The following is a 22127-nucleotide window of genomic DNA, read 5'->3' as shown; positions in this document are numbered from 1 at the left end:
ACCGCGATGAAGGAGACCGGCAAGGCCCTGGTGGCCTGGGACGAGTGGGGCAAGAATCCCGGCCGGGCCGCCGGCGCGGTCACCTTCAACGTGGTCACCACCGTCTTCACCGGCGGTGCGGGCGGCGCGGCGGCCGGCGCGGGCAAGGCCGGCGCGGTGGCCAAGGCCCTGTCGGTGGCGGGCAAGGCGGGCAAGGTCATCGACCCGATGACCTATGTCGCCAAGGGCGCGGGCGCGGGCCTGTCCAAGATCGGCGACATCGCCAAGAGCATCAAGGGCAACGGCAAGGTGGACCTGCCGACCATGCCCGACGGCTCACTGCACCTGCCCGACGGACAGCTCCCCCAGACCGCCGGCCACCTGCCCGGCGCGAACGGCATCCCCACGTCACCCTCGGTCCCGCACCAGACGGTCCCCGGCACCGGCCTGCCCCAGTCCTGGACGATCGACCAGCCTGCGGCAGCGGCCGCGCACACGGGGAACGGCTTCCCCGGCGTCACGCACGCCAACGACACGGTCCCGATGGGCGGCCACAACAACACCCCGGTCAACGCGGCCGGCCACACGCCTGCAGGCTCGTACGGCCCGCCGCCCAGCGGTTCCTACGGCCCCCCGTCCGGCGGGGACTTCGGCCCGCACGGCGGCTCGTACGGACCTCCGCACGCCGGAGACTTCGGCCCGCACGACGGTTCCTACGGGCCTCCTTCCGGTGCCGACTTCGGTCCGCACGGCGGCGGGTACAGCCCGCACGGCGGTTCCTTCGGCCCCACGGGCGGCTCGTTCGACCAGGTCCCGGGCAACCCGGGCAACCACGTACCGACCGGTCACGTCGACCCGACCGGCCACGTGCCGGCCGGCGGCGCCCCGAACCACGTGCCCACGGGCGGCCAGCACTTCCCGGGCACGGGCGGCCAGCACGTCCCCGGCGCTGCCGGGCACCCCGGCAACCCCAACGCCTGGTACCACCAGACCCCGACGAACTCCGTCACGCACGACGTCCCGGCCACCCCGCACCCGGGCGGTCACGACGTGCCCGGCTCCGGCGGCCACGGCACCCCGGACGCCCCGCACCACGGCCCGGGCCACGACGGTCCCGGCGCGCACGGTCACGACGGCCCGCACGGTGGCGGCCACGCCGACGACGCGGCCCACACGGGCGACGACGCCGCGCACGCCGGCGACCACCCGGACTTCGGCGACGGCGGCGCGCACCACGGCACCGACACCCCGACCGCCCCGGGCCACGGCGGCACGGACGCACCGGGCAGCGGCACCGCCGAGCCGTTCGAGTACAAGCCGCACATGTCGCGGACAGAGTTCGAACGTCTCAGCGACGCCGACAAGCACTCGGTGGCCATGGCCGAACTGGCGCGCGGCACGAACCCCGCGCCCAGCGTCGACAACGCCGCGGGGCTGAAGTACGGCAACGCGTACTGGAACGATTTCCTGGACGGCCTGTCCCCCGAATCGCGGCAGGCGCTGAAGACCTACAGCGGCAACGAGTACACCCTGATCAACAACCACCTGCGCTTCGGCAACGACCTGGACGCCCCGCTCAAGCACACCATTGAGGAGATGGACAAGGTCATGGGCGCCCGCCCCGTGCCCGAGGACGTCATGATCGTGCGCGGCACCGGAGTCGACCACATCAAGATCGACGGCCGTCCGTTGAAGTCACCGCTGGACATGGAGGGCGGTGTGTTCGACGACAAGGCGTTCACCTCGACGGCGCTCGGCAAGACGCCGCCGCCCCCGTTCGACCTGAAGCCCGTCCACATGCACCTGCGAGTGCCGAAGGACACCCCCGCCCTGTGGATCGACCACCTCTCCAGCTTCCCCGGAGAACGTGAGCTGCTCCTCGCCAAGGGGTCCGAGTACAAGGTGACACGCGTCTTCATGGACGAGACGGACGGCAAGTGGCACGTGTACGGGGAGGTTCTGCCGAGGCCGCACCCGTAGCCTTCGTCGCAGAACAGCCCGATCCAGAGGAATGTGGACGTCATGAGCAGTGAACGACCGATCAACCCGCGCTTCGACGAGGACGTGCACTTCAACCTCGTGTCGCCGGGGCCGCCGCGCTACCGGAACCACACCGACAAGTCGGTCCGCTACTTCACGGTGGTCGACAAGCAGGGCGGCGCGGTCCTCGGTTACGTGTGGGCCAACGACGAGGACGACGCCGCCGCGTGGGAGCCGCGCCAGGCAGCCGGGCCCAGGGCGTTCTCCGAGGGCGGCATCTGGCACGCCAGGCTGGAGGACGCCAAGGGACGGGGCATCCTGCCCTCTCAGGCCATCGAAGAGCTGCTCGCAAGCCCGGAAGGCAACAAGGGCCGGGCCGTGCCGGAATCCCTGACCGACGCCCCGAATGCCGCCGCGGTCGAGGCACTCGCCACGGCGGAGTGACGAGGCACCTTGAGCAACATGTCCGGTCCGGTGCAGTACGTCAGCGTCGCCGCCCCCGACGGGCAGGTGATGGGGTATGTCTGGTTCGGCTCCGACGGTGTCGGCTGGGCGGACCGTAAGGCGAGCAGTGCCGACGCCTACAAGGCAGGGCTGGAGTGGTACGGCACCCACGTGCGTGAGGCGCGGGAACGCGGCCTCGCTCCCGTGGACATCCTCGGCCGCCTCGGTCGCGAGCCCGGCGTCGGCCCCGTCACCGCGGCCCCCGATGTGGCCGCGGTGGAGGAGCTCGCCGGCACCGTCACCCCGGCCGACGACCAGCGCCTGATCGCCGCGCTCCACAGGGTCGACGCGGCGGCCTGGCGTGCGCTCGCCGACGCCTTCGACGCGCTGACGGACGAGGACCGGAAGGTCGAGTGGGGTGGCGGGCAGAAGAACGCCAGAGGCGCCATCCAGATCCCGTATCCCCTTTACGGCGAAGCACTGCTGCACGCTGTCAGCGCGCTGCGGGGCGTTGTCGTCACGGCCGAGTACCGGTGGTCGGCCAACCCGCTGCCCCGGTTGTCGTCGGACGGCCGGCTGTCACCGGCCGATGCCGTCCGCGCGGCCATGGCGCTGGTGCTCGGGGAGCGGATCAGCGAGGGAATGATCGACAGGGCGCTGCAGAGCGGCCTGCTGGACGCCGCCGTCGCGTCGCTCCGTACCTGGTACGAGGCGGAAGGCGCAGGCACCGGACACGCGGCAGTCGCGCACGAGGCCGCCGCGCCCGAGACCTCAGCAACAGCCGGCAGGACACCGCAGTACGCCACCCATCCACTTCCGCACGACACGGGGAACACCATCACCGCGCCACCACCGCCCCAGCCCACACCCCCGTCGGCCAACCCCTACGCCCAGCAGCCCGTCCCGCCCCAGCCGGGGCAGCCGCTGTACGGATATCCGCAGCAGGGTCAGCCGCAGTACGGGATGCCGCCCGCGCCTCAAGGGATGGCGCCGCAGCCGTACGGGTATCCGCAGCAGGCCCCCCACGGCGGACAGCTCGGGCATGAGCCGTGCAGGTTCTGTGGAGGAATGCCGACGGCGCGGGTCACGTTCCGGGCGCATCAGGGGTTTCTCATTCTGATGCGATTCCTCAAGTACGACGGTCCGATGTGCGGCACCTGCGGCATGGCCGTCTATCGCACGATGCTGACGGCCACCCTGTGGCAGGGCTGGTGGAGCCCGTTCTCGCTGTTCATTTTCACGCCGTTCACGGTGATCTGGAATCTCGTCGCACGCGGCAAGGTGAGCAAGCTGCAGCGGCCGGCGCCGGGGCAGCACGGTCAGCAGAAGGATCCGGGCAAGCCGGTGTATCAGCGGCCGCTCGCGTACGTCGGGCTGATTCCCGTGCTGTGGATCTGTTTTCTGATCTTCCAGGGGATCGGCGGGTCCTGACCCTGGGCTGTACTGCTTCCTCACGCATGCCATATGTTCCAGGGACCACGACCCACGCAACGGACGACTGAGGCAACGGACGACAAGACGGATGGCACGGGATTACGACAGCCAGCTTCTGGAGTCGGTGGCGGTACGCCGGCGCAGGATGCGGGACGCGCTGCTGTTCGGCGCCCAGCGGGCCCGGCGGACGGCGGACGAGCGGCTGGGCAAGGTGTTCGCCGGGATCGCCATCGCCGCCGTGCTGTGCGCGGGCTGCGTCGGCTGGTCCTTCCTCCAGCACACGCTGGCGAAGCAGAAGGCCGAGCAGGAGAAGCAGCAGCGTCAGGAACAGCAGTACCAGCAGCCGGCCCCGACGGCGAAACCGGAGGATTCCGGGAAGAACGCGAAGAATTCTCCGGATTCGTAGGCTTACCCGGATTCGCAGTCTTACGCGGGCCCGTGGGCATATGGGTTCGCAGCATTCACCGGATCTTCGACGGTCGGCAACTCGCTCGCACAAAGCGGGAATCCGGCGCTCGGATCAGTAATTCCACGCAAATGAGGAAAGGGCCCGGCACTAGTAACATGAGTACGCCGCACAGGCCCGCCTCCTCAACGCCGCGACGATAGGTTCCCGTAAGTGGTGAGCACAGCAACGACATCCCGGGCGCAACTCAGCCGGGTGACTCTGGTCGGCGAGCGACGCCGGGCCGACATCGTCCTGCCCTCCGACACCCCGATCGGACAGCTGCTGCCGGACATCCTGCAGCTGCTCGACGACCGGGCGGCGTCGCGGCCGATGACCCGGCAGCTGATCACGTCGGACGGGTCCGCGCTGCCGCACGACAGCACGCTGTCGTCGGCGGAGGTCGCGGACGGCGCCGTGCTCCGGCTCGTCCGGGCGCACTCCGCGCCCCCGGCCCCCGTCGTGCACGACGTCACCGACCTGGTCGCCGACGACCTGGACCTCCAGTCCTGGCGCTGGCGGCCCGCCACCCGCCGGATCAGCGCGGGCGTGGCGACCGTCGCCTTCGCCCTCACCGCCGCGGTGCTGGCCCGCCAGGAGTTCGCGCTCGGCTCGCTCGTGGGCGTACTCGTCGCGGTCACGCTCCTGCTGCTCGCGGCCGGCGCCGTGGTCTCCAGGATCGGGCAGGGCAACCGCGGGCTCGCCACGGCGCTGCTGCTCGCCTCCGGCGGCCTGGGCGTCCTCACCGCGTGGACGGCGGCCGACGCGTACGACTGGTCGGGGACCACCCGGCTCGCGGCCGTCGCGGGCGCGCTCGTCGTGATGCTGCTCCTGCTCGGGTACTTCTCGCCGCTCGGCCGCGGCGGGCTCATCGGCGCGGCGGCCACCGCCGGGATCGGTGTGGTGTGGGAGGCCGTCGCCGCGATTCAGGACGATCCGGCCCGGCTCGGTGCCGTGATGGCCGTCTTCTCCGTGATCCTCCTCGGGCTGCTGCCGCGCCTCGCGCTGATGGCGTCCGGGCTCACCGCGCTCGACGACCGCCGCTCCGGCGGCACCTCCGTCAGCCGCCACCAGGTGGCCAACGCGCTCGCGGCCACCCACCGCGGCCTCGCCCTCGCGACGATCGTCACGGCGGCGTCCGCCGCGGCCGGCAGCTGGCTGCTCACCCGTGCGGAGACGCCGAGTGTGTGGACCGTGGCGCTGCCCGCGCTGGTGGCCCTGGTGCTGCTCTCCAGGGCGCGCGCCTTCCCGCTGGTGGCCGAGGTCGTGGCGCTGTTCGCCGCGGCGGCGGTCCTCGTCGTACGGCTGGTGATGGTGTGGATGGACCACGCCGGGGGCGCCGGTCCGCTCGTCGTGCTGTGCGCGGCCGCTGTGCTGCCGCTGCTCGTGCTGGCGGTACGGCCCCCCGAGCACGTGCAGGTCCGGCTGCGCCGGGTGGCCGACCTGGTCGAGTCGATCGGTGTGGTGGGGCTCTTCCCGCTGGCCGTCGGCGCGTTCGGCGTGTACGGACAGCTGCTCGACAAGTTCTGACGCTCAACAGACGCTCAACAGGTTCTGAGAACGACGCGCAGGCGCTCCGGGCGGGGCAGCAGGGCGGAAAAGAAGGGCTGACATGCCGAACGGAGACAACTGGCAGGGCGATGTGCTGCGTGACCTGCGGGGCGGTGCCACGCCGCAGGGCGGGCCGCAGCAGGGTGCCCAGGGCGCCCAGGGGCCTGCCGGACAGCAGCAGGGCGGGCAGGGGCGCGAAGCCGCGCCCCAGGCCACCCCCGGACACCCCGCGCCCTCGCAACAGGCACAGCCACAACCGCAGCCGCAGCCGCAGCCGCAGCCGCAGCAGGCCGGCTACCCGAGCGCGCAAAACCCACCGCACCAGCAGCACGAGCAGTACGCGCAGCAGTACCAGCAGCAGCCGCAGTACCAGCAGGGCGCGGGGCAGTACCCCCAGAACGCTCAGTACCAGGACGCCCAGTACCAGCAGGCTCAGTACCCGCAGGAAGCGCAGTACCCGCAGCAGGTGCCGGCCCAGGCCGGATACGCGCAGGCCCGCCCGCGCCGCACCCCCGATTCGCGGCCCGTGGTCGACAAGAGCCTGGCCGTCACCGGGCGCAAGCCGCGGCACGGCGAGTCGTTCGCCGCCCGCGCCACCCGCAACCTGCGCCGTACCGTCTCCTCCTCGGCCGCGCGCGAGGTGGCCGATACCACCGCCACCGCCGAGGTGCTCCAGCAGCCGGTGACCACCGGCCGGCAGATCGCCGTCACCTCCATCCGGGGCGGTTCCGGCAAGTCGACCGTCGCCGCGCTGCTCGGTACCGCGTACGCGCACTACCGCCAGGACCCCGTCCTGATGGTCGAGGCGGACCCCTCGCTCGGCTCGCTGCCGCTGCGGCTCGGCGCGGAGACCCTGCGCTGGACCACCGGCGACCTGGCGGGCATCGTCGAGCCGCAGATGTCGCTGCTGGACGTGACCGGTTACCTCGTCCAGCTGCCCAACAACGCCTGGCTGCTGCCCGGCAGCCAGGGCCAGATCGGCGCGATGCTGGAGACCAGGGCGTACGAGCGGGTCATGGTCTCGCTGCGCCGGTACTTCGGCGTGACCGTCGTGGACTGCGAGACGCTGCCCGCCGAGGTCGCCCGCGTCGCGCTCTCCGCCGCCCAGGCCCGGGTGCTCACCGCGCCCGCCACCCTGGAGGGCATCACCAGCACGTACTCGATCCTCCAGTGGATGCAGGGGCTGCCCCCGCACGTGATCGCCGGCACGGTCGTGGTGCTCAGCGAGCTCGTGCCGCACTCCGGGCTCGACCTCGACGAGGCCGTCGAGAAGCTGAAGTCCACCGGAGCGAGCGTCCAGATCATGCCGTACGACCGCCACCTCGCGGCCGGCGGCGCGATCCGCACCGAACTCCTCGCGCACGCGACCAGGGAAGCCGCCACCCGCCTCGCGGCGGACGCGTTCCGGCTCTCCCAGCAGCGCCACTGATCCCCATGCCGAGCCCGACCGTGAGTGACGGACGCCGATGAGTACCCGACTGATCCACCGCCCGGCCCGTACCGCGCGGCCCCAGGCCGCGGCCGAGGCGCGCACCATCGAGGCCCCGCCCAACCTCCCCGAGGGGAAGTCGGGCAACATCGCGATGTCGCTGCTGCCCGTCGCCGGTGTGCTGTCGTCCGTGATCATGATGACGGTCGTCCGCAACAGCCAGTTCGCCGGGCTCGGCGCGATCATCGTCGTCGTCACCCTCATCGGCACGCTCGGCCTCGCCTTCTCGCAGCGCGGCAAGGCCCAGCGCACCCGCCGCACCCAGCGCGAGGCGTACCTCTCCTACCTGGAGGACCTGCGCGAGGAGCTGTCCGGCGAGGAGCGCGAGCGGCGCGAGCAGGCCGACGTGCTGAACCCCCCGCCGGACGCGCTGTACGACATAGTCCGCGACCCGGCCCGGCTGTGGGAGCGCCGCCGGATGGACGGGGACTTCCTGCGGGTGCGCGTCGGCACCGGCGAGATGCCGGTCCGCGATCTGCAGGTGGCCCAGCAGGGCTCCTCGGTCCTCACCCCGCCCGACCAGTTCATGCTCAACGAGGCGTCGGCGCTGATGGACCGCTTCCGCACCGGTACCGAACTCCCGCTCACCGTCCCGCTCGACCGGGTCGGCAACATCAGCGTCGTCGGCCCGCGCGAGGACTGCCTGCGCGTCGCCCGCGCCCTGCTCGTGCAGACCGCCGCCACCCACGCGCCCGACGACGTGGCGATGGCGCTGGCCGTACCGGGCGCCCGGCTCCCCGACTGGGAGTGGGCCAAGTGGATGCCGCACCTGCTCGACACCGAGCAGTTCGACGGCCCGGTGGCGGCCCGCCGGATCGCCCCCTCAGCGCCCCAGCTCGCCCGCCAGATCGGCGCCGAGCTGCGCCGCCGCGCCTCGTACGCGGCCGAGGTGCGCCGCGGCCTGTCCAACCGGGACGCGCTGGCCATGAACTCCCGCCTGCTCGTCGTCACCGACGGGCACGGCGAGGACGCCGTGGACCTGCCGCGCCCGGACGACGCGGTGGGCCTGCGCGACATGGGCATCACCGTCCTGCACCTCCTGGAGCAGCGCATCCAGGAGCCGGGACAGATCAGCGTACGGATCACCGTCGACGGCGACGAGGTCTTCATCGAGGACCTGCGCGAGCAGGAGCCGATCAGCGCGCACGGCACGGTGGACGAGGTCAGCGTCCCGTTCGCCGAGGGCCTGGCCCGGATGCTGGCACCGATGCGGCTGTCCGCCGAATCGCTCGTCGACGCCCCGCTGTCCGGGCCCGTCGACTTCGCCGAGCTGCTCGGCATCGACGACGTGGCGCAGCTGGACCTGTCGCGGCTGTGGGCGCCGCGCGGCGAACGCGCCTTCCTCCGCGTACCGATCGGCATCAGCGACTCCCGCGAGCCGGTGCTGCTGGACCTCAAGGAGTCCTCCGAGCTGGGCATGGGCCCGCACGGCCTGTGCGTCGGCGCGACCGGTTCCGGCAAGTCGGAGCTGCTGCGCACCCTCGTACTGGCGCTGGTCGCCACCCACCCGCCCGAGGATCTGGCGCTGGTCCTGGTCGACTACAAGGGTGGTGCGACCTTCGCGCCGTTCGCCGACCTGCCGCACGTCGCCGGCGTCATCACCAACCTGGAGAACCAGGCCGGTCTGGTGGAGCGCGTGCACGCCTCGCTGGCCGGAGAGGTCAAGCGCCGCCAGCAGGTCCTGAAGGACGCGGGCAACGTCGCCGACATCGGCCACTACGCCCAGCTGCGGGCCGAGAAGCGGCCCGACCTGGAGCCGCTGCCGCACCTCTTCGTCGTCATCGACGAGTTCGGCGAACTGCTCACCGCCAAGCCGGACTTCATCGACCTGTTCCTGTCCATCGGCCGGATCGGCCGGTCCATCGGCGTGCACCTGCTGCTCTCCAGCCAGCGCATCGAGGGCGGCAAGCTCAAGGGCCTGGACACCTACCTCTCGTACCGGCTCGGCCTGCGCACCTTCTCCGCCGACGAATCCCGTACGGTCCTGGACACCACGGACGCCTTCCACCTGCCGCCGCTGCCCGGCTTCGGCTACCTCAAGGTCGACACCACGCACTACGAACGCTTCAAGGCGAGCTATGTGTCCGGTGGCTACCGCGGGCCCGTGCAGCGCCACGAGGAGGAGGACACCGGGCCGCTGGCCCTGGAGTACGAGGCGTTCAACACCCTCGCCGAGCCGGAGAACACCGGCGAGCAGGAGCCGACGGTACGGCGCCGGGAGACCGGCCCGACCGAGATGGGCGTGATGGTCGGCCAGCTGGAGGGCGCCGCCGCGCAGGTGCGCCGCATCTGGCTGCCGCCGCTGCCCGCCGCGATGCCCCTGGACAAGGCCGCGGGCCCGGTCGAGGTCGGCGCGCGCGGCATGCAACTGGCGGCGCGCCGCGGGCCGCTGCAGATCCCGCTCGGCCTGCTGGACGACCCGACCAAGCAGTGGCAGGGCCAGTACGTCCTGGACCTCACCGTCGCGGGCGGCCACGCCGCGATCATCGGCGGCCCGGCCTCCGGCAAGACCACGCTGCTGCGCACCCTGGCCCTCTCCACCGCGCTGACCCACACGCCCCAGGAAGTCGGCATCTACGGCCTGGACCTGGTGGGCGGCGGCCTCCAGGCGCTGTCGGAGCTGCCGCACGTGGGCGGCGTCGCGGGCCGCGCCGACCGCGAGCGCGCGGGGCGCACCGTCGAAGAGGTGCGCAACATGCTCGGGCTGCGCGAGGAGCTCTTCCGCGAGCACGGCATCGACTCCGTCGAGCAGCTCCGCATGCTGCACGCCGCCGGCCGGCTGCCGCAGCTCGCGTCCGCCGAGATCGTGCTGGTCATCGACGGCTTCGGCGCGCTGCGCGACGACTTCGAGGAGCTGGACGAGGCGGTCGCCGACATCCTCAAGCGGGGCAGCGGTTACGGCATCCACGTCGTCGCGGGCATGCTCCGCTGGAACGACGTACGGATCGCCACCCAGTCGTACTTCGGCACCCGCGTCGAGCTGCGGCTGAACGACCCCAGCGAGTCCAGCATCGACCGCAAGCTCGCCCAGACCCTCTCGCCCGACGAGCCCGGCCGCGTCCTGACCGACGGCAAGCTCTTCGCGCAGATCGCCCTCCCCCGTACGGACGGCCTCTCCGACACCTCGGAGCTGGGCGCGGTCCTGGAGCGTACGGCCCGTACCGTGCGCGCCACCTGGAGCGGCGAAGTGGCCCAGCCCGTACGGGTCCTGCCGCGCGTCCTGGAGCCGCACCTGCTGCCCGGCCCGGCCGCCGAGCCGCAGCGGGTCCCGATCGGCCTGGACCAGACGGCGCTGGCGCCCGTCATGGTCGACCTCTTCCAGCACGACCAGCACCTGCTGATCCTCGGCGACAGCGAGTGCGGCAAGACCAACCTCCTCAAGACCGTCGCCAACGGCCTCATCGAGCGGTACGGCGAGGACGACCTGGTCTTCGCCGTCATGGACCCGCGGCGCGGGCTGCGCGGCGCGATCCCCGAGGAGTTCCGCGGCGGCTACGCGTACAACCCCAAGATGTGCGCGGGCCTCGCCCACGGCGTCGCCGGACAGCTGGAGAAGCGGCTGCCGGGCGACGGCACGGACGTGGAGGACCTGGAGCCGGGCAGCTGGGGCGGCGGCCCGCGGATCGTCGTCCTCGTCGACGACTACGACGTCCTGACGACCGCCGGCCAGGCCCCCCTCGAACCCTTCCTCCCCTACATCCCCTCAGCGGCCGACATCGGGCTCCACTTCGTCCTCACCCGCCGCGTCGCGGGCTCCTCCCGCGGCATGTACGAGCCGCTGATGCTGAGCCTGCGCGAGTCGGGCGCCTCGGCGCTCCTGATGTCGGGCGACCGCAGCGAGGGCCAGCTGTTCCCCGGCACGTACGCCTCCCTCCAGCCACCGGGCCGCGGCATCTTCATGCAGCGGGGCCGCCCGAACCGGCTGATCCAGACGGTGTGTACGGAGGGGTGAGGAGGCGGCCATGGAGCGGCATTGCCGTACGGGGCGGCCTCCGACCGGCGCAGCCTTCCGACCACGACCATTGACCAGGACCAGGAACCGGACGCACACATGACCAAGGACGTCATCACCCTCACCCCGAAGATGCCCGACCCGGTGACCGTGCTCGCGGGCCTGCTCTCCGGCGGTCCCGACAAGCTCGTCGGGACGACGGGTGAGGACGCGGTCGTGCAGCTCTGCGACCCGGAGGGCCGCCCGCTGATGTCGGTCGAGGCGCCCCTGCTCGTACAGGTCGCGGGCGAGGCCGAGCGGCTGCTCGGGGCCACGCCGCCGCCCCTCCCCTTCTGGTGGACGGAGGCCCGCGCCACGACCGGCGTCGGAGAGGCCGAGCGGCTCGCGGGCACCTTCTCCGCGCGGCTCGCCTCCCTGGCCGGCGGCTCCGCCTGGCCTCCGGAGGCCGCGCGTTCGCTCGCCGTGGTGGAGACCGACGGGGTGAGCGTCGCGCCCACGCCCGCGGCCGCGCAGCCCGCCGTCGACGTGCTCACCGACAAGGTCGCCGTCGTCATCCAGGACCGCCCGGTGGTCGCCATGACGGCCTGGCTCTCGGACGCGTTCCGCGCCGTCGCCAACGCCGAACTGGGCCTCCAGATCGTCACGCCCGCCGGCACCACCCTCTCCCCCGCCGTACGCAACAGCCTGCCCGGCTGGCCGTCGCGCTGGGTCGTGCAGGACGAGCGGGACGGCTACTACGACGGCCTGTCCGGTGCCGTACTCCGCTTCCAGAACGGCCTGTTCGCTCCCGTCGAGGGGCCGGGCGCCACACCCGCTGACGCCCGTACCCCCCTCGCCGTCTCCTTCCAGGAAGTCACCGACACCGGCGAACGCCAGCTGGCCGTCTCCTTCCGTACGGTCCACCCCGCCGACGACCGCCTGGTGCTCGGCGGCGCGCTGGAGTCGGTCTGGCGCGAGCTGACCGGCGATCCCCCGGCCGGCTGGGGCACCGCCGAACCCGCCAACCTGCCCTGGTCCCTGCGCCAGATCACGGACCTCGCCCACGACCGCTCCCCGGAGCCCACCTGGCTCGTGGTCGTCGGCTCCCCGGACCGTCCCGGCCTCGCGACGGTCCGCATCACCCGCACCAAGGGCGGCGTCGAGGAGGACGTCACCCTCGCGTTCGGCTACGGCCCCGGCGAGGAGCCCCCGGCGGACGCCCTCCCCCGCGCCGCCGAGGCACTGGCCACCCGCCACCACCTCCAGTCGATGCTGGTCCAGCTCCGCAAGGCCCGCCGCGACCTGGCCGTCCCGCCGCGCTTCGAAGGCCCCGGCGTCCCCCTGGCCTTCGTCCTCGGCGCCGAAGAGGTCCGTGAAATGCCGGCGGACCGCACCCGCAACACCCCCCTCGCAGAGCCCCCACGCCCCCTGGGCCCCAAGTCCCGCCCGGCGATGTACTACCCCCTCCCCGGCGACCCCTCCGACCTCTCGGGCTGGCAGGACTTCGAACGGCTGATGCGGCATCTGAAGGGTGCGTGAACCCGGCGCCTTGAGGGAGCCGAGGGAACCGACGGGGCGGACGCGACTGTCAGTACCTCGTGATACAAAAAGTCATGTCCGTAACGCGGGGTGACTGCCGCGCCGGGGCGGCCGGTGGGGGCCGGTTCCGGGGGCGGACAGCGAGGCGAAACGTATCGGCATAACGGTATGCCGCAGTCGGGGGGCGGTAGCGATGAAGATCGAACTCAAGCCGGACCAGATTCCGCTGTACACCGGCGATCTGCCGCAGCTGGAGAAGGACCACGCCGCCCTCAAGAAGGACGCCGGCCACATCCGCAAGACCGGCTCCGACGTCCACTCCCACTTCCAGGGCCTCTCCGCGTTCTACAAGGCGCCGGAGGCGGAGCAGCTCTTCGCCACCACCAAACCGGTCCAGACCCGCGCCGACGAATTCGCCGACGACCTGGAAACGGTCTCCTCCGCCCTCTCCTCCTACGCCGACGAAATCCGCCCCCTCGTCCCGAAACTGGAGTCGCTGCAGCGGAAGGCCAGGGCCTTCATCCGCGACCACAAGGACGACGAGGACGGCGACTACGACGAGGACCTGATCGCCGAGCACAACCAGATCCGCGACGACATCACCGCCACCGTCGCCGCGTTCTGGGCAGCCGAACGCACCTGCTACAACAAGATCGTCGCCCTCTGGAACGGCCCCAAAATGGTGGCCGGCGACGGCTCCAAGAAAGACCACCAGTACGGCTTCAACGCCGAGGACATGAAGAACGCCAAACTCCCCTGGGGCGACCCGGTGGAGGAGAAGCACCACTGGTACGAGGTCGGCCACTGGGTCAAGTCCTTCGTCTGGGACGGCCTGATCGTCGACGGCATCTGGGGCACCATCAAGGGCCTCGGCACCCTGGTGGGCTTCGGCGGCTGGGACGCCATGGGCCAGGCCTGGAAGGGCCTCGCCCAGCTCGCCACCGGCCTGGCCATCGTGACCATCGGCGGCCCCGCGGCAGCCGCGTTCCTGACCCTCCCCGACGACAAACTCCCCTCCTGGCTGCGCGACTCCCGCACCGCCATGAAGGAAACCGGCAAGGCCCTGGTCGCCTGGGACGAATGGGGCAAGAACCCCGGCCGCGCCGCCGGCGCGGTCACCTTCAACGTCGTCACCACCGTCCTCACCGGCGGCGCCGGCGGCGCGGCAGCCGGCGCGGGCAAGGCCGGCGCCGTCGCCAAGGCCCTGTCGGTGGCGGGCAAGGCCGGCAAGCTCATCGACCCGATGACCTACGTGGGAAAGGCCGCGGGCGCGGGCCTCTCCAAGATCGGCGACATCGCCAAGAGCATCAAGGGCATCGGCAAGATCGATGTACCGGCCCTCCCCGCGGACGCCATCAAGCTGCCCGAGGGCTCGCTCAAGCTCCCCGACGGCACCGTGCGCCTCCCCGAGGGCGCGGCCGTACCGGAAGGCGCGACCAGGCTGCCCGACGGCAACGTCAAACTGCCCGACGACGTCCCCGCGCTCCCCGAGAACGCCACCAAACTGCCCACCAACCCGGGCGAACCGGCCCAATACTTCGACAACCAGGGCAACTACCTGGACCAACACGGCAACACCCTTCACCAGGCCGCCGATGTCCCCAGAGAAGTGGGCCACCCAGACCTCAAGTCAGTCGATGGAAGTCACGTCGGCCACGGCATCAAGGAACCCGAGCTGGTGGGGGCAGGTAACCGCGCCGTCGACACCGTGCGACATGCTGGTGACAGAGTCGGCTTCGAGCGCACCGGCGACAGTGCCTTCGATGGCGGTACACACGGCGCCGACAGCCCGGCCCACGTCGGGAGCCCGAGTAGTGGGGCAGCCCACCATGGCGAAGGAGGGCTCAACGCTCCCGACTCACCCCACTCGACGGATCCTGCGTCTGGCGAACCGCACGCACACGGCACAGACAGTGACCAGGCCGCTTCTGAGGAAGTTTCCGGGAAGGGGCACGAGTCTGATGGCAGCGGGGAGCACAGCCACCATGGACAGGACGACATGTCCATCACTTCGGATGATGCCCCCGGCGACGGCACATCCGACATGGGAACCCGGCGTGATTACGAAGCCCGGTCTGCTCCTGAATCCACAATTCCGGCACCCCCCAAGGAGCCAGGCGACGTAATACTGGACACAGGTGACCCGGCCTACTTCAAGGACGGCCGTACAGCCATCGGTTACGACCGTGCCACTCACACGAATTTCGATCTCGTGCAACCACTCGACCGACACCATGACGTAGTTGTTCACGGCAATAACCAGGGATTCTTCGTCCCCGGTCGCGTCAACGAGTCCGGGGTTGGGTTCTCGGCCGGCAACACCCATCCCACACACATTGCCGAGGCGATTCGCGCCAACCCGAGCTACAAGGGCGGACCCGTCCGGCTGGTGTCGTGCCACACCGGAACGGTCGCAGAAGGCGCGCTGGACGTGCCGGCAGCCCAGTCCATCGCTAACGAACTGGGTGTTCCAGTGAAGGCGCCCACCAATAAGGTCGGAGTCATGCGTGAGCTCGGCCCCGGCCAGACGCCGGTCATCTTCGGTGGGGGATACTGGCGAACCTTCCTGCCCATGCTGCACTGACGGAGGACAAGAATCATGAAGATCGCGGGCTTCTACCAGGAGCTGTGGCCCTCGTCCTACGGGGTTCCCGCGGGCAGCGTGCGTGATCACCTCGCACCGCTCCCCTACGAGGACGCCGCACGCATCACAGAATACCTGGCGCAGGGTTACGAGATCCTCAGCGTCATGGGATCCTCCGAAGATGTGCTTGGCTCCGGAAAATCCGTACTGAGCGGCGACTCCCTCTTCACCGACGGAGAGTGGCTCTGGCGCGGGGACCTCTCGTTCTACATCCGGACGCATCACCTGGAGCTCCCATACGGGTTTATCGAGCACATCAGAAGCAATGACTACCAGGTTCCCGAACAGAACAAGGCCCGACTCCTAGAGGTCACGAAATACGTCCAGGTTCGCCTGTAAAAAACAGGTCACGCCCCGTCATTCCCAGCCGGTGACACCTCCCATTGGGCGGTAGATATCCAGAAGCACATTCTCCCGACTTTCTTCGAAATCGAATCCGCCGACGCCAGCCGATTCGAACAGGTATCGATACGGGAGAGGGTCGACCTCCGGGTCCACTCGCTTCGTAAGCCATTGGCATGCCACCTGGACGAATTCTCCTAGCTGATGCCCGCGGGAAACGTCGCAGACCGTCTGGATACAGCAAAGGCGTTGTCCGCCCCATTCGGATTCTCCGCCGACGGGAGGTGGACATGGCCAACGTACTGGGAAATTTAGCCCGGGAGTACGGCGTGTCCGTTCCTGACGGGTTCCTTGAGCATGTCCGGTCCCTGAACTTCTCACCGAAGACGCTCGGGAATGACGAGGCTCACTGGGCAGCCGATGCGATCCAAGCAGCGCTCTAATTCGTGACGCCCTGCGCGGTCATAGTAATGGGGCGGCACACAAAGCTTGAGAAGGGCACGCTTAGGAGGTTTCGCCATTGCGCATCGTTCCTCGGCATTGTGCCGCAGGTCCCAATACCGCGCGCTGGGCTGACGCTCTCGGGCAGAGCTAGGGCAAGTCCATTGCCCGGCTCGAGACGTCGCCGACCATGATCGAATCGACGTTTCGCACCGCCCTCCTGCATGTGGACGCACGGTGCACGCTTGACCCCCAGGCAGCGGCGCTGGAGACGTGGGAAGCCGTGGTCACCGCATGCAACTGGGGTCGGCGCTGTTCGACGTGACGGGCACCGCCGAGGGCACGGTGGAGTGCCGCATCGACCGCGAGGTACGGACTCTGCCCGCCATCGGCCCGCGCGCGTACGCCGACGCCGGCAACTGGCTCACGGCCTTCTGGCTGACGATTGTCTGCCGCGACCAGCAGCGGATGACGCGGCTCTGCGAGATTCCTCTGGACCGCCTGCGGGCCCCCGAGGGCGAGTACGACGAGTACGTCTACCACTGGGTCGACACCCTGCAGACCTACTGGCTGCGGCGTCCGGGGTTGGTGGAGAAGCTGGTCGCCGCGATCGAGAATTCGTACCCCGAAGCGGTCTCGGTCGCCCCCCGCGACCTGCTGCAGGGCGTGTTGTACCCACCCATCGACCTGTTCCACCGCTTCGTCCGCAAGGACGAGGCCGGCTTCAGCCCCGCCCTGGTGGAGGCGCTGGAGCTGCACAAGGCCTACTGGACGGCCGACGAGGACCGGGCCAAGGATCCCGACGGCCGTATTGCCCTGGGGCCCCTTGCGATCGCGCTGCTTCGCGTACGACGGAGGCATCCCCATCGAGGTCGAGTCCGAGTACCTGCCCAAGCATCTGGTGCAGCGTTCCTGGCTCGGGGAGTTTCCGACCTGAGGGCGTTGCGTTCAGCGAAGAGCCCCGGCTGCTGGGAGCGGCCGGGGCTTTCTGCTGCGTAGTGAACCAGGCAGTGGATCAGACGTTGAAGCGGAACGTCGGGCGGGCGATTTCGACCTGCGGCGGGACTTCTCCTAGGGAGCTGACCTGGGAATTCGCCGATTGGTTGCGTTGGTCGCCGGCAGGCGCTTACGGGAGTCCTGCGGACTGTCTGCGGACTGGGCGAGGCACCCGTCCGCGGGCATCCAGGGCGCGCTGACTGCCTCTGGGGCGTACTGGCGTGCGGCGTCGAATGCCCTGCGGTAGCAGGCGCGCTCTGCGTCACTCGGATCCGGAATCCGGAGGAATCGATCTGCCTTCTGTACGTCCGCGACCAAGGCGGCACCGGCTTCAGTCAGTGACTGCCTCGGCGGCCTCACAACACGCGCCGATGCCGGCTTCCTCTCCTGTAGGGGCGCCCGCTGACGAGGAGGACGGGAAACCTCGGCTTGGGCCCGGGCGCCCCGCCGTCCGCTGCATTCGCGGAGCCCGCTGGAGGGCGGCCCTGGTGGTGGCCATGCTTCAGCAGGAGCGGCCGTCCTCAGTGATCTCCGCCTGCCGCCTCTCACCGTGCCTCGGCATGCCGAGGCACGGCTCCTAAGAGCCCGAGCGGCGCCCACCGTTACATGACGGCCGTCGTGCCGGCCCCGCCAAGTGCCCACAAGCAGAATGGCGACTTTTCCACCCTGCCTGCCCGAGCGTATCCATGACATGGGCGGGTAGATCCCTGTGGCTGGCGGTGGGCGGCTTCGTCTACTGCCATTAACAGCGTTGTTCATGATTCTGGACAGCAAACGCGATCACTGGGCCGCTGAACGTTCACAAGTTTTGACCGTGGAGGGTGTCCCACCACGTGGCGGAAGAGTCCTCTCGTGTTTCCGTCGTGTGCACCCCCGGAGGCGCGCTCACCCTCCCATCAGACTGCTGTCGACACATACGCTGCAAACATGGATCATCCCGTGCTCACCGCCCGCGCACTGGTGCGGGATCGGTTCCCCGCCGCTCAAGCGGCCTTCCTTGCCGGCAGCGTGCTGACCGACCGCCGGACGCCCACGTCGGATCTCGATATCGTGGTCCTATTGGACGGGCCACCCGCGCCCTACCGTGAGAACTTGCTGTACCACGGCTGGCCAGTGGAGTTGTTCGTGCAAACCGAGGCTGTCTGGCACAGCTTCGCCGATCAGGAGACCGCGAAGCGGAGTTCGCCGTTGCTCGCCATGTGCTCCGAGGGCATGCTCCTGGTGGACACGGACGGGCTGGGTGCTTCGCTCCAGGCTGAGGCGCGACAGCGTTGGGCTGCGGGCCCGCCGCCGCTCTCTGACCGTGAGCGGGACGAGCATCGGTACGCCCTGACCGACCTGCTCGACGACCTACGTGGCTGCGCGGACCCCGCCGAGCGGGTGTACTTGGTCTCGCACATGCTGCAGCGGGCTTCGCACCTGGCCCTGCTGGCCAGCGGACAGTGGCTCGGCGGTGGCAAGTGGTTGTCGCGGCGGCTGGCGGCGGCCGATCCCAGGCTGCACAGCGCATTGACTGAGGCCGCAGAGCAAGCGATCGCCGGGCACATGAGCGTCTTCGCCGCGGTCGTGGCAGAGGTGCTGGATCAGGCCGGCGGCCCACTGTGGGACGGGTATGCGCTCCGATGAAACGGTGGGGCGGCAACTAGCGAGTAGAACGGTCACACTACGGGACACCGCAGGTCAGGACTCTTCCTGTTTCAACCTCACGCCGACCGAACTGCTCACTGCTGAGCGCGGTGCTGGAACGGTGTGGCGATCTCCATCCAGGTGCCCCGGGCGGCCCCGGGAGACATACCGTGACCTCGTCCCGTACCTCGATGGAGCCGTAACCCTCCTCCAGCGGCTCGTTGAACTGATCACGACCAGGCTGACATGGGCGCCGTAGGCATTCTTGACCAGATCGGTAGCGCAATCGCTCGCTGCCGATCAGCCCCTCGCCAAGTGCGCTCATCAGCGCGCATGGGGACGTAGAAACGCCTGTGTGTTTTCGGAGTCCACGCTCGCCCTTCTGGCCGCTTCGCAACCCCGCCCCTCCACCCATGGAGCACCAACTGCGACCTTAGCGGCGAAGAGGGCGTTGAAGACGGTGCTCAGAACATTTCGACCAGTGCGTGCGATGCCCATGAAGGAGGCGCAGCCCTGTGGTTGAACGTCTCTTCTGGCTCGAGGGTTCGCGGTGCTCGTGGATGTGTCGCCTCGGAACGGAGCGGTCGCGAGGGGTGCCTCAAGGGATGTCCTTTAACATGGGGTGTCTCTAGAGGAGGGCACTGCTGCGAGTCATCACCCGGACACGGTGAGTGAAAGGCAGTGTTCGCCAGGCAGGTCACCCGCGTGACAGTCGAGGCTCCATGGCGGCGCGGACCGCCGGAAACCTTGCCTCTCCAGCATCGGGCGTGATCTCCTGGAGCTCGTTCGGGTCGGCAGGTACGGAGGAGTGGGTCGTGGCGAAGGAGAAGGGGGAGAAAAACACGTATGGCGTGCCCCTGGAGCGGAGCGACTGCCTCAAGCTGGACAAGCACAGGCACCACTGTGAGCCGGATGATTTCAAGAAATGGGTCCAATCCGGATACGGAAAAGGTAAACGCCTGGCTGTTGACCTCTTCTCGGGCGCCGGCGGGCTGAGTCTGGGCCTTCAGCGGGCTGGATGGACAACCGCTGCGGCCGTGGACTTCGACGAGCGAGCTCGCGAGACACATGCAGCGAACTTCCCGGGAATGAGCCTTTGTGTCGACCTCGGGGACGACTGCCAGCGAGGCGAGTTCATCCAGCGAATCCTTGACTCCGGCGCCGAGATCGACATCGTGGCGGGAGGTCCCCCCTGCCAGCCGTTCAGTCGTGCCGGACGCAGCAAGATCCGGCACTTGGTCGAGTACCACAACCGTGACCCGCACGATCTCCGTAAGGAACTCTGGCGCGCCTACGTCGATGCGGTGGAGCGGCTCCTTCCACGCGCCGTCCTCATGGAGAACGTCCCTGACATGGGGCTCGGCGATGATTTCAGCGTGATCCGCATCATCGAGGCAAAGCTGGAGAGTCTTGGGTACGTGACCGAGGTGCGTCTCGTCGATGCGTGGAACTATCGCGTGCCGCAGCACAGGAAGCGTCTGATCCTGCTCGCGCGGAGAGACGGTGGCGGTTTCGCATGGGGTAAGCCGAAGAAACAGACCACCCTTTGGGATGCCATCGGCGACCTTCCTGCGCTCAATCCGGAGGCTTTGGAACCGGTAGGTTCCCGAGTTCGCGACTACGACGAGCAGCAGGAGCCGAAGCCCTCTTCCTTCGCCAAGGAGATGCGCAAAAGGGCAGATAAGGGTGTAATTCACGACCACATGACGCGACGGGTTCGTGAAGACGACTTCAGGATCTTTACGGTCATGGATTCCAAAACCCTCTACTCCGAGCTTGAGGAGAAGCTGGAAGACAACGAGAAGGAATTCCAGCGATACGACGCGGAGCAGTTCACCGACAAGTACAAGAAGCTCGACTGGAACGAGTTGAGCCGCACTATCACTGCGCACATCGCCAAGGACGGCTACTGGTACATCCATCCCGAAGAGCCACGAACCCTGACCGTGCGTGAAGCCGCGAGGATCCAGACCTTCCCGGACCACTTTCGGTTCGCAGGTACGCGGAGCGATGCCTTCCGGCAGATCGGCAACGCGGTGCCCCCGCTACTGGGCGAAGCCGCAGCCCGGGTTCTCCTGCCGCAGGATGTTCCCGCCGGGGACGAGGCCGCAGACAAGTGGCCGAAGGTACGTGCGGAGCTGACCCGCTGGGCTAAGGAGCAGCGCGCGGGTAAGCAGTGGTATCAGTTCCCCAGGGGGCGGAAGATGAAGCCGCTCGGAGCTCTCGTCATGGCGGTGCTCTCGGGAAGCAAGCTGCACCCGAAGCTGCTCTCTAACGTGATGGACGATGTCGCTGGACACAAGGAACTGACACAGGACGTCTACCTCGCCCTCGTCAAGGCGGCGCCGACAGCAGCAGTCCGCAAGCGTCTGGAAGACCGACTTGGTCCGGTCGTCGGCAGGCCCGAGGTCTGGGTGGACGCGGATTCGGTTCTTGAGCACAGCGAGGTGATGGGGCTGAAGCCGGCTGAGCTCGCGTTGTTCAGACTATTGGCCGGCGGCGACATAATGCTGGTCAGCCAGAGCGCGTTGCGGGTTGCTGCGAGGGTGCAGCAGAACGAATCGCACCTGACCAACCGACTGACCGAGGGGCGGCTCAACCTCATCAAGCTTCTCGGCGCTGGCCGAGATGCACCGGTGCGCATGGCCGCCATCAGGTTCATCGGCGAGAACCTGTGCCGGGACAAGCAGCCAGTTTGTGGAAGCTGCCCGCTGAGCGACTACTGTCCCACCCGTCCGCAGGAGGACGAGGGAGCCGGAATCACCTTTGATGCTGCGCTGACGGCAGGCTGACAGAGTGCGCCCGGGGGAACAGGGACGCTGTGGCGTGCAGCGTCGGTGACGCGCTGGGCGGCCCGCCCGGCGTCAGCCCTGACCTCACACTCCCAGATGCGCACCACGGTCCATCCGGCGTCCCTCGCCGCTTCGGAGTTCCTGGCGTCCCTCTCCATATTGGGCGTGATCTTGAGCTCCCAGCGCGAGGCGTTCGGTCCCCCGGAAGCGCCGAGTGCCATGAGACGGGCAGCCGTGCCAGAAGCAGCCGTCGACGAAGACCGTGGCGGAGTACCGGGGCAGTACGAAGCCCGCCGTACAGCGAGGAGCGACCTTACGGTGCAGCCGAAAACAGAGCCCGACGCTCGACGTCGACGAGGCAGGCCATGTGGAACTGCCGCTCGGGATCTTCACCGAAGCAGGCAACAGCCCGGGCACCAAGCTGCTCGTGTTCAGCGACCGGGACAGGCACATCGCGCTGAGGCGTCAGAAGACGCGAACGACCTGTTGGGCGA

General features: G+C 69.3%; 14 protein-coding genes. 13 read left to right on the top strand and 1 reads right to left on the bottom strand.

Annotated elements, in window-relative coordinates; all coding sequences use genetic code 11:
* The 13 genes from ACZ6WH_RS24700 to ACZ6WH_RS24640 form a co-directional block, all read left to right on the top strand.
* Positions 1-1959, top strand: a 1959-nt coding sequence (locus ACZ6WH_RS24700; protein WP_469730639.1) for an ADP-ribosyltransferase, incomplete at its 5' end; no start/stop codon positions are given.
* Positions 1960-2001: 42 nt separating this feature from the next.
* The gene (locus tag ACZ6WH_RS24695) at positions 2002-2403 is read left to right on the top strand and encodes a hypothetical protein (RefSeq protein ID WP_469730637.1); all 402 of its coding nucleotides are present in this window, start codon (positions 2002-2004) and stop codon (positions 2401-2403) included.
* Positions 2404-2421: 18 nt separating this feature from the next.
* On the top strand, positions 2422-3834 hold the full coding sequence (locus tag ACZ6WH_RS24690) for a DUF6508 domain-containing protein (protein ID WP_469730635.1): 1413 nt from the start codon (positions 2422-2424) through the stop codon (positions 3832-3834).
* A gap of 91 nt (positions 3835-3925) precedes the next feature.
* Positions 3926-4243, top strand: coding sequence for a hypothetical protein (locus tag ACZ6WH_RS24685; RefSeq protein ID WP_432858411.1), 318 nt, complete (start codon positions 3926-3928; stop codon positions 4241-4243).
* A 213-nt stretch (positions 4244-4456) separates the two neighbouring features.
* On the top strand, positions 4457-5812 hold the full coding sequence (gene eccD / locus ACZ6WH_RS24680; protein WP_469730633.1) for a type VII secretion integral membrane protein EccD: 1356 nt from the start codon (positions 4457-4459) through the stop codon (positions 5810-5812).
* An 82-nt stretch (positions 5813-5894) separates the two neighbouring features.
* Complete coding sequence (locus tag ACZ6WH_RS24675; RefSeq protein WP_469730631.1) at positions 5895-7262, top strand: nucleotide-binding protein; 1368 nt, start codon at positions 5895-5897, stop codon at positions 7260-7262.
* Positions 7263-7299: 37 nt separating this feature from the next.
* Entirely contained in the window at positions 7300-11274 is a 3975-nt protein-coding gene (eccCa, locus tag ACZ6WH_RS24670; protein WP_469730629.1) for a type VII secretion protein EccCa, read from the top strand.
* A gap of 99 nt (positions 11275-11373) precedes the next feature.
* Entirely contained in the window at positions 11374-12792 is a 1419-nt protein-coding gene (locus ACZ6WH_RS24665) for a DUF6177 family protein (RefSeq protein ID WP_469730627.1), read from the top strand.
* Positions 12793-12985: 193 nt separating this feature from the next.
* Entirely contained in the window at positions 12986-15376 is a 2391-nt protein-coding gene (locus tag ACZ6WH_RS24660) for a hypothetical protein (RefSeq protein ID WP_469730625.1), read from the top strand.
* Positions 15377-15391: 15 nt separating this feature from the next.
* Positions 15392-15775 (top strand): hypothetical protein, encoded by a 384-nt coding sequence (locus ACZ6WH_RS24655; protein ID WP_469730621.1) that lies wholly within the window; start codon positions 15392-15394, stop codon positions 15773-15775.
* 717 nt (positions 15776-16492) lie between these two features.
* Positions 16493-17218: an immunity 49 family protein gene (locus ACZ6WH_RS24650; RefSeq protein WP_469730613.1), complete on the top strand. Its 726-nt coding sequence runs from the start codon at positions 16493-16495 to the stop codon at positions 17216-17218.
* Between the two features lie 924 nt (positions 17219-18142).
* Positions 18143-18841: a nucleotidyltransferase domain-containing protein gene (locus ACZ6WH_RS24645; protein WP_469730611.1), complete on the top strand. Its 699-nt coding sequence runs from the start codon at positions 18143-18145 to the stop codon at positions 18839-18841.
* A gap of 815 nt (positions 18842-19656) precedes the next feature.
* Positions 19657-21633, top strand: coding sequence for a DNA cytosine methyltransferase (locus ACZ6WH_RS24640; RefSeq protein WP_469730609.1), 1977 nt, complete (start codon positions 19657-19659; stop codon positions 21631-21633).
* 84 nt (positions 21634-21717) lie between these two features.
* On the opposite strand, the gene ACZ6WH_RS24635 is transcribed toward ACZ6WH_RS24640, so the two are convergent.
* A complete protein-coding gene (locus ACZ6WH_RS24635) occupies positions 21718-22086 on the bottom strand; it encodes a hypothetical protein (protein ID WP_469730607.1) in 369 nt (122 codons plus the stop codon).
* Between the last annotated feature and the right edge of the window lie 41 nt (positions 22087-22127).

The sequence above is a fragment of the Streptomyces sp. NPDC050806 genome, from assembly GCF_055586425.1.
This window is presented reverse-complemented; position numbering and strand designations above follow the sequence as displayed.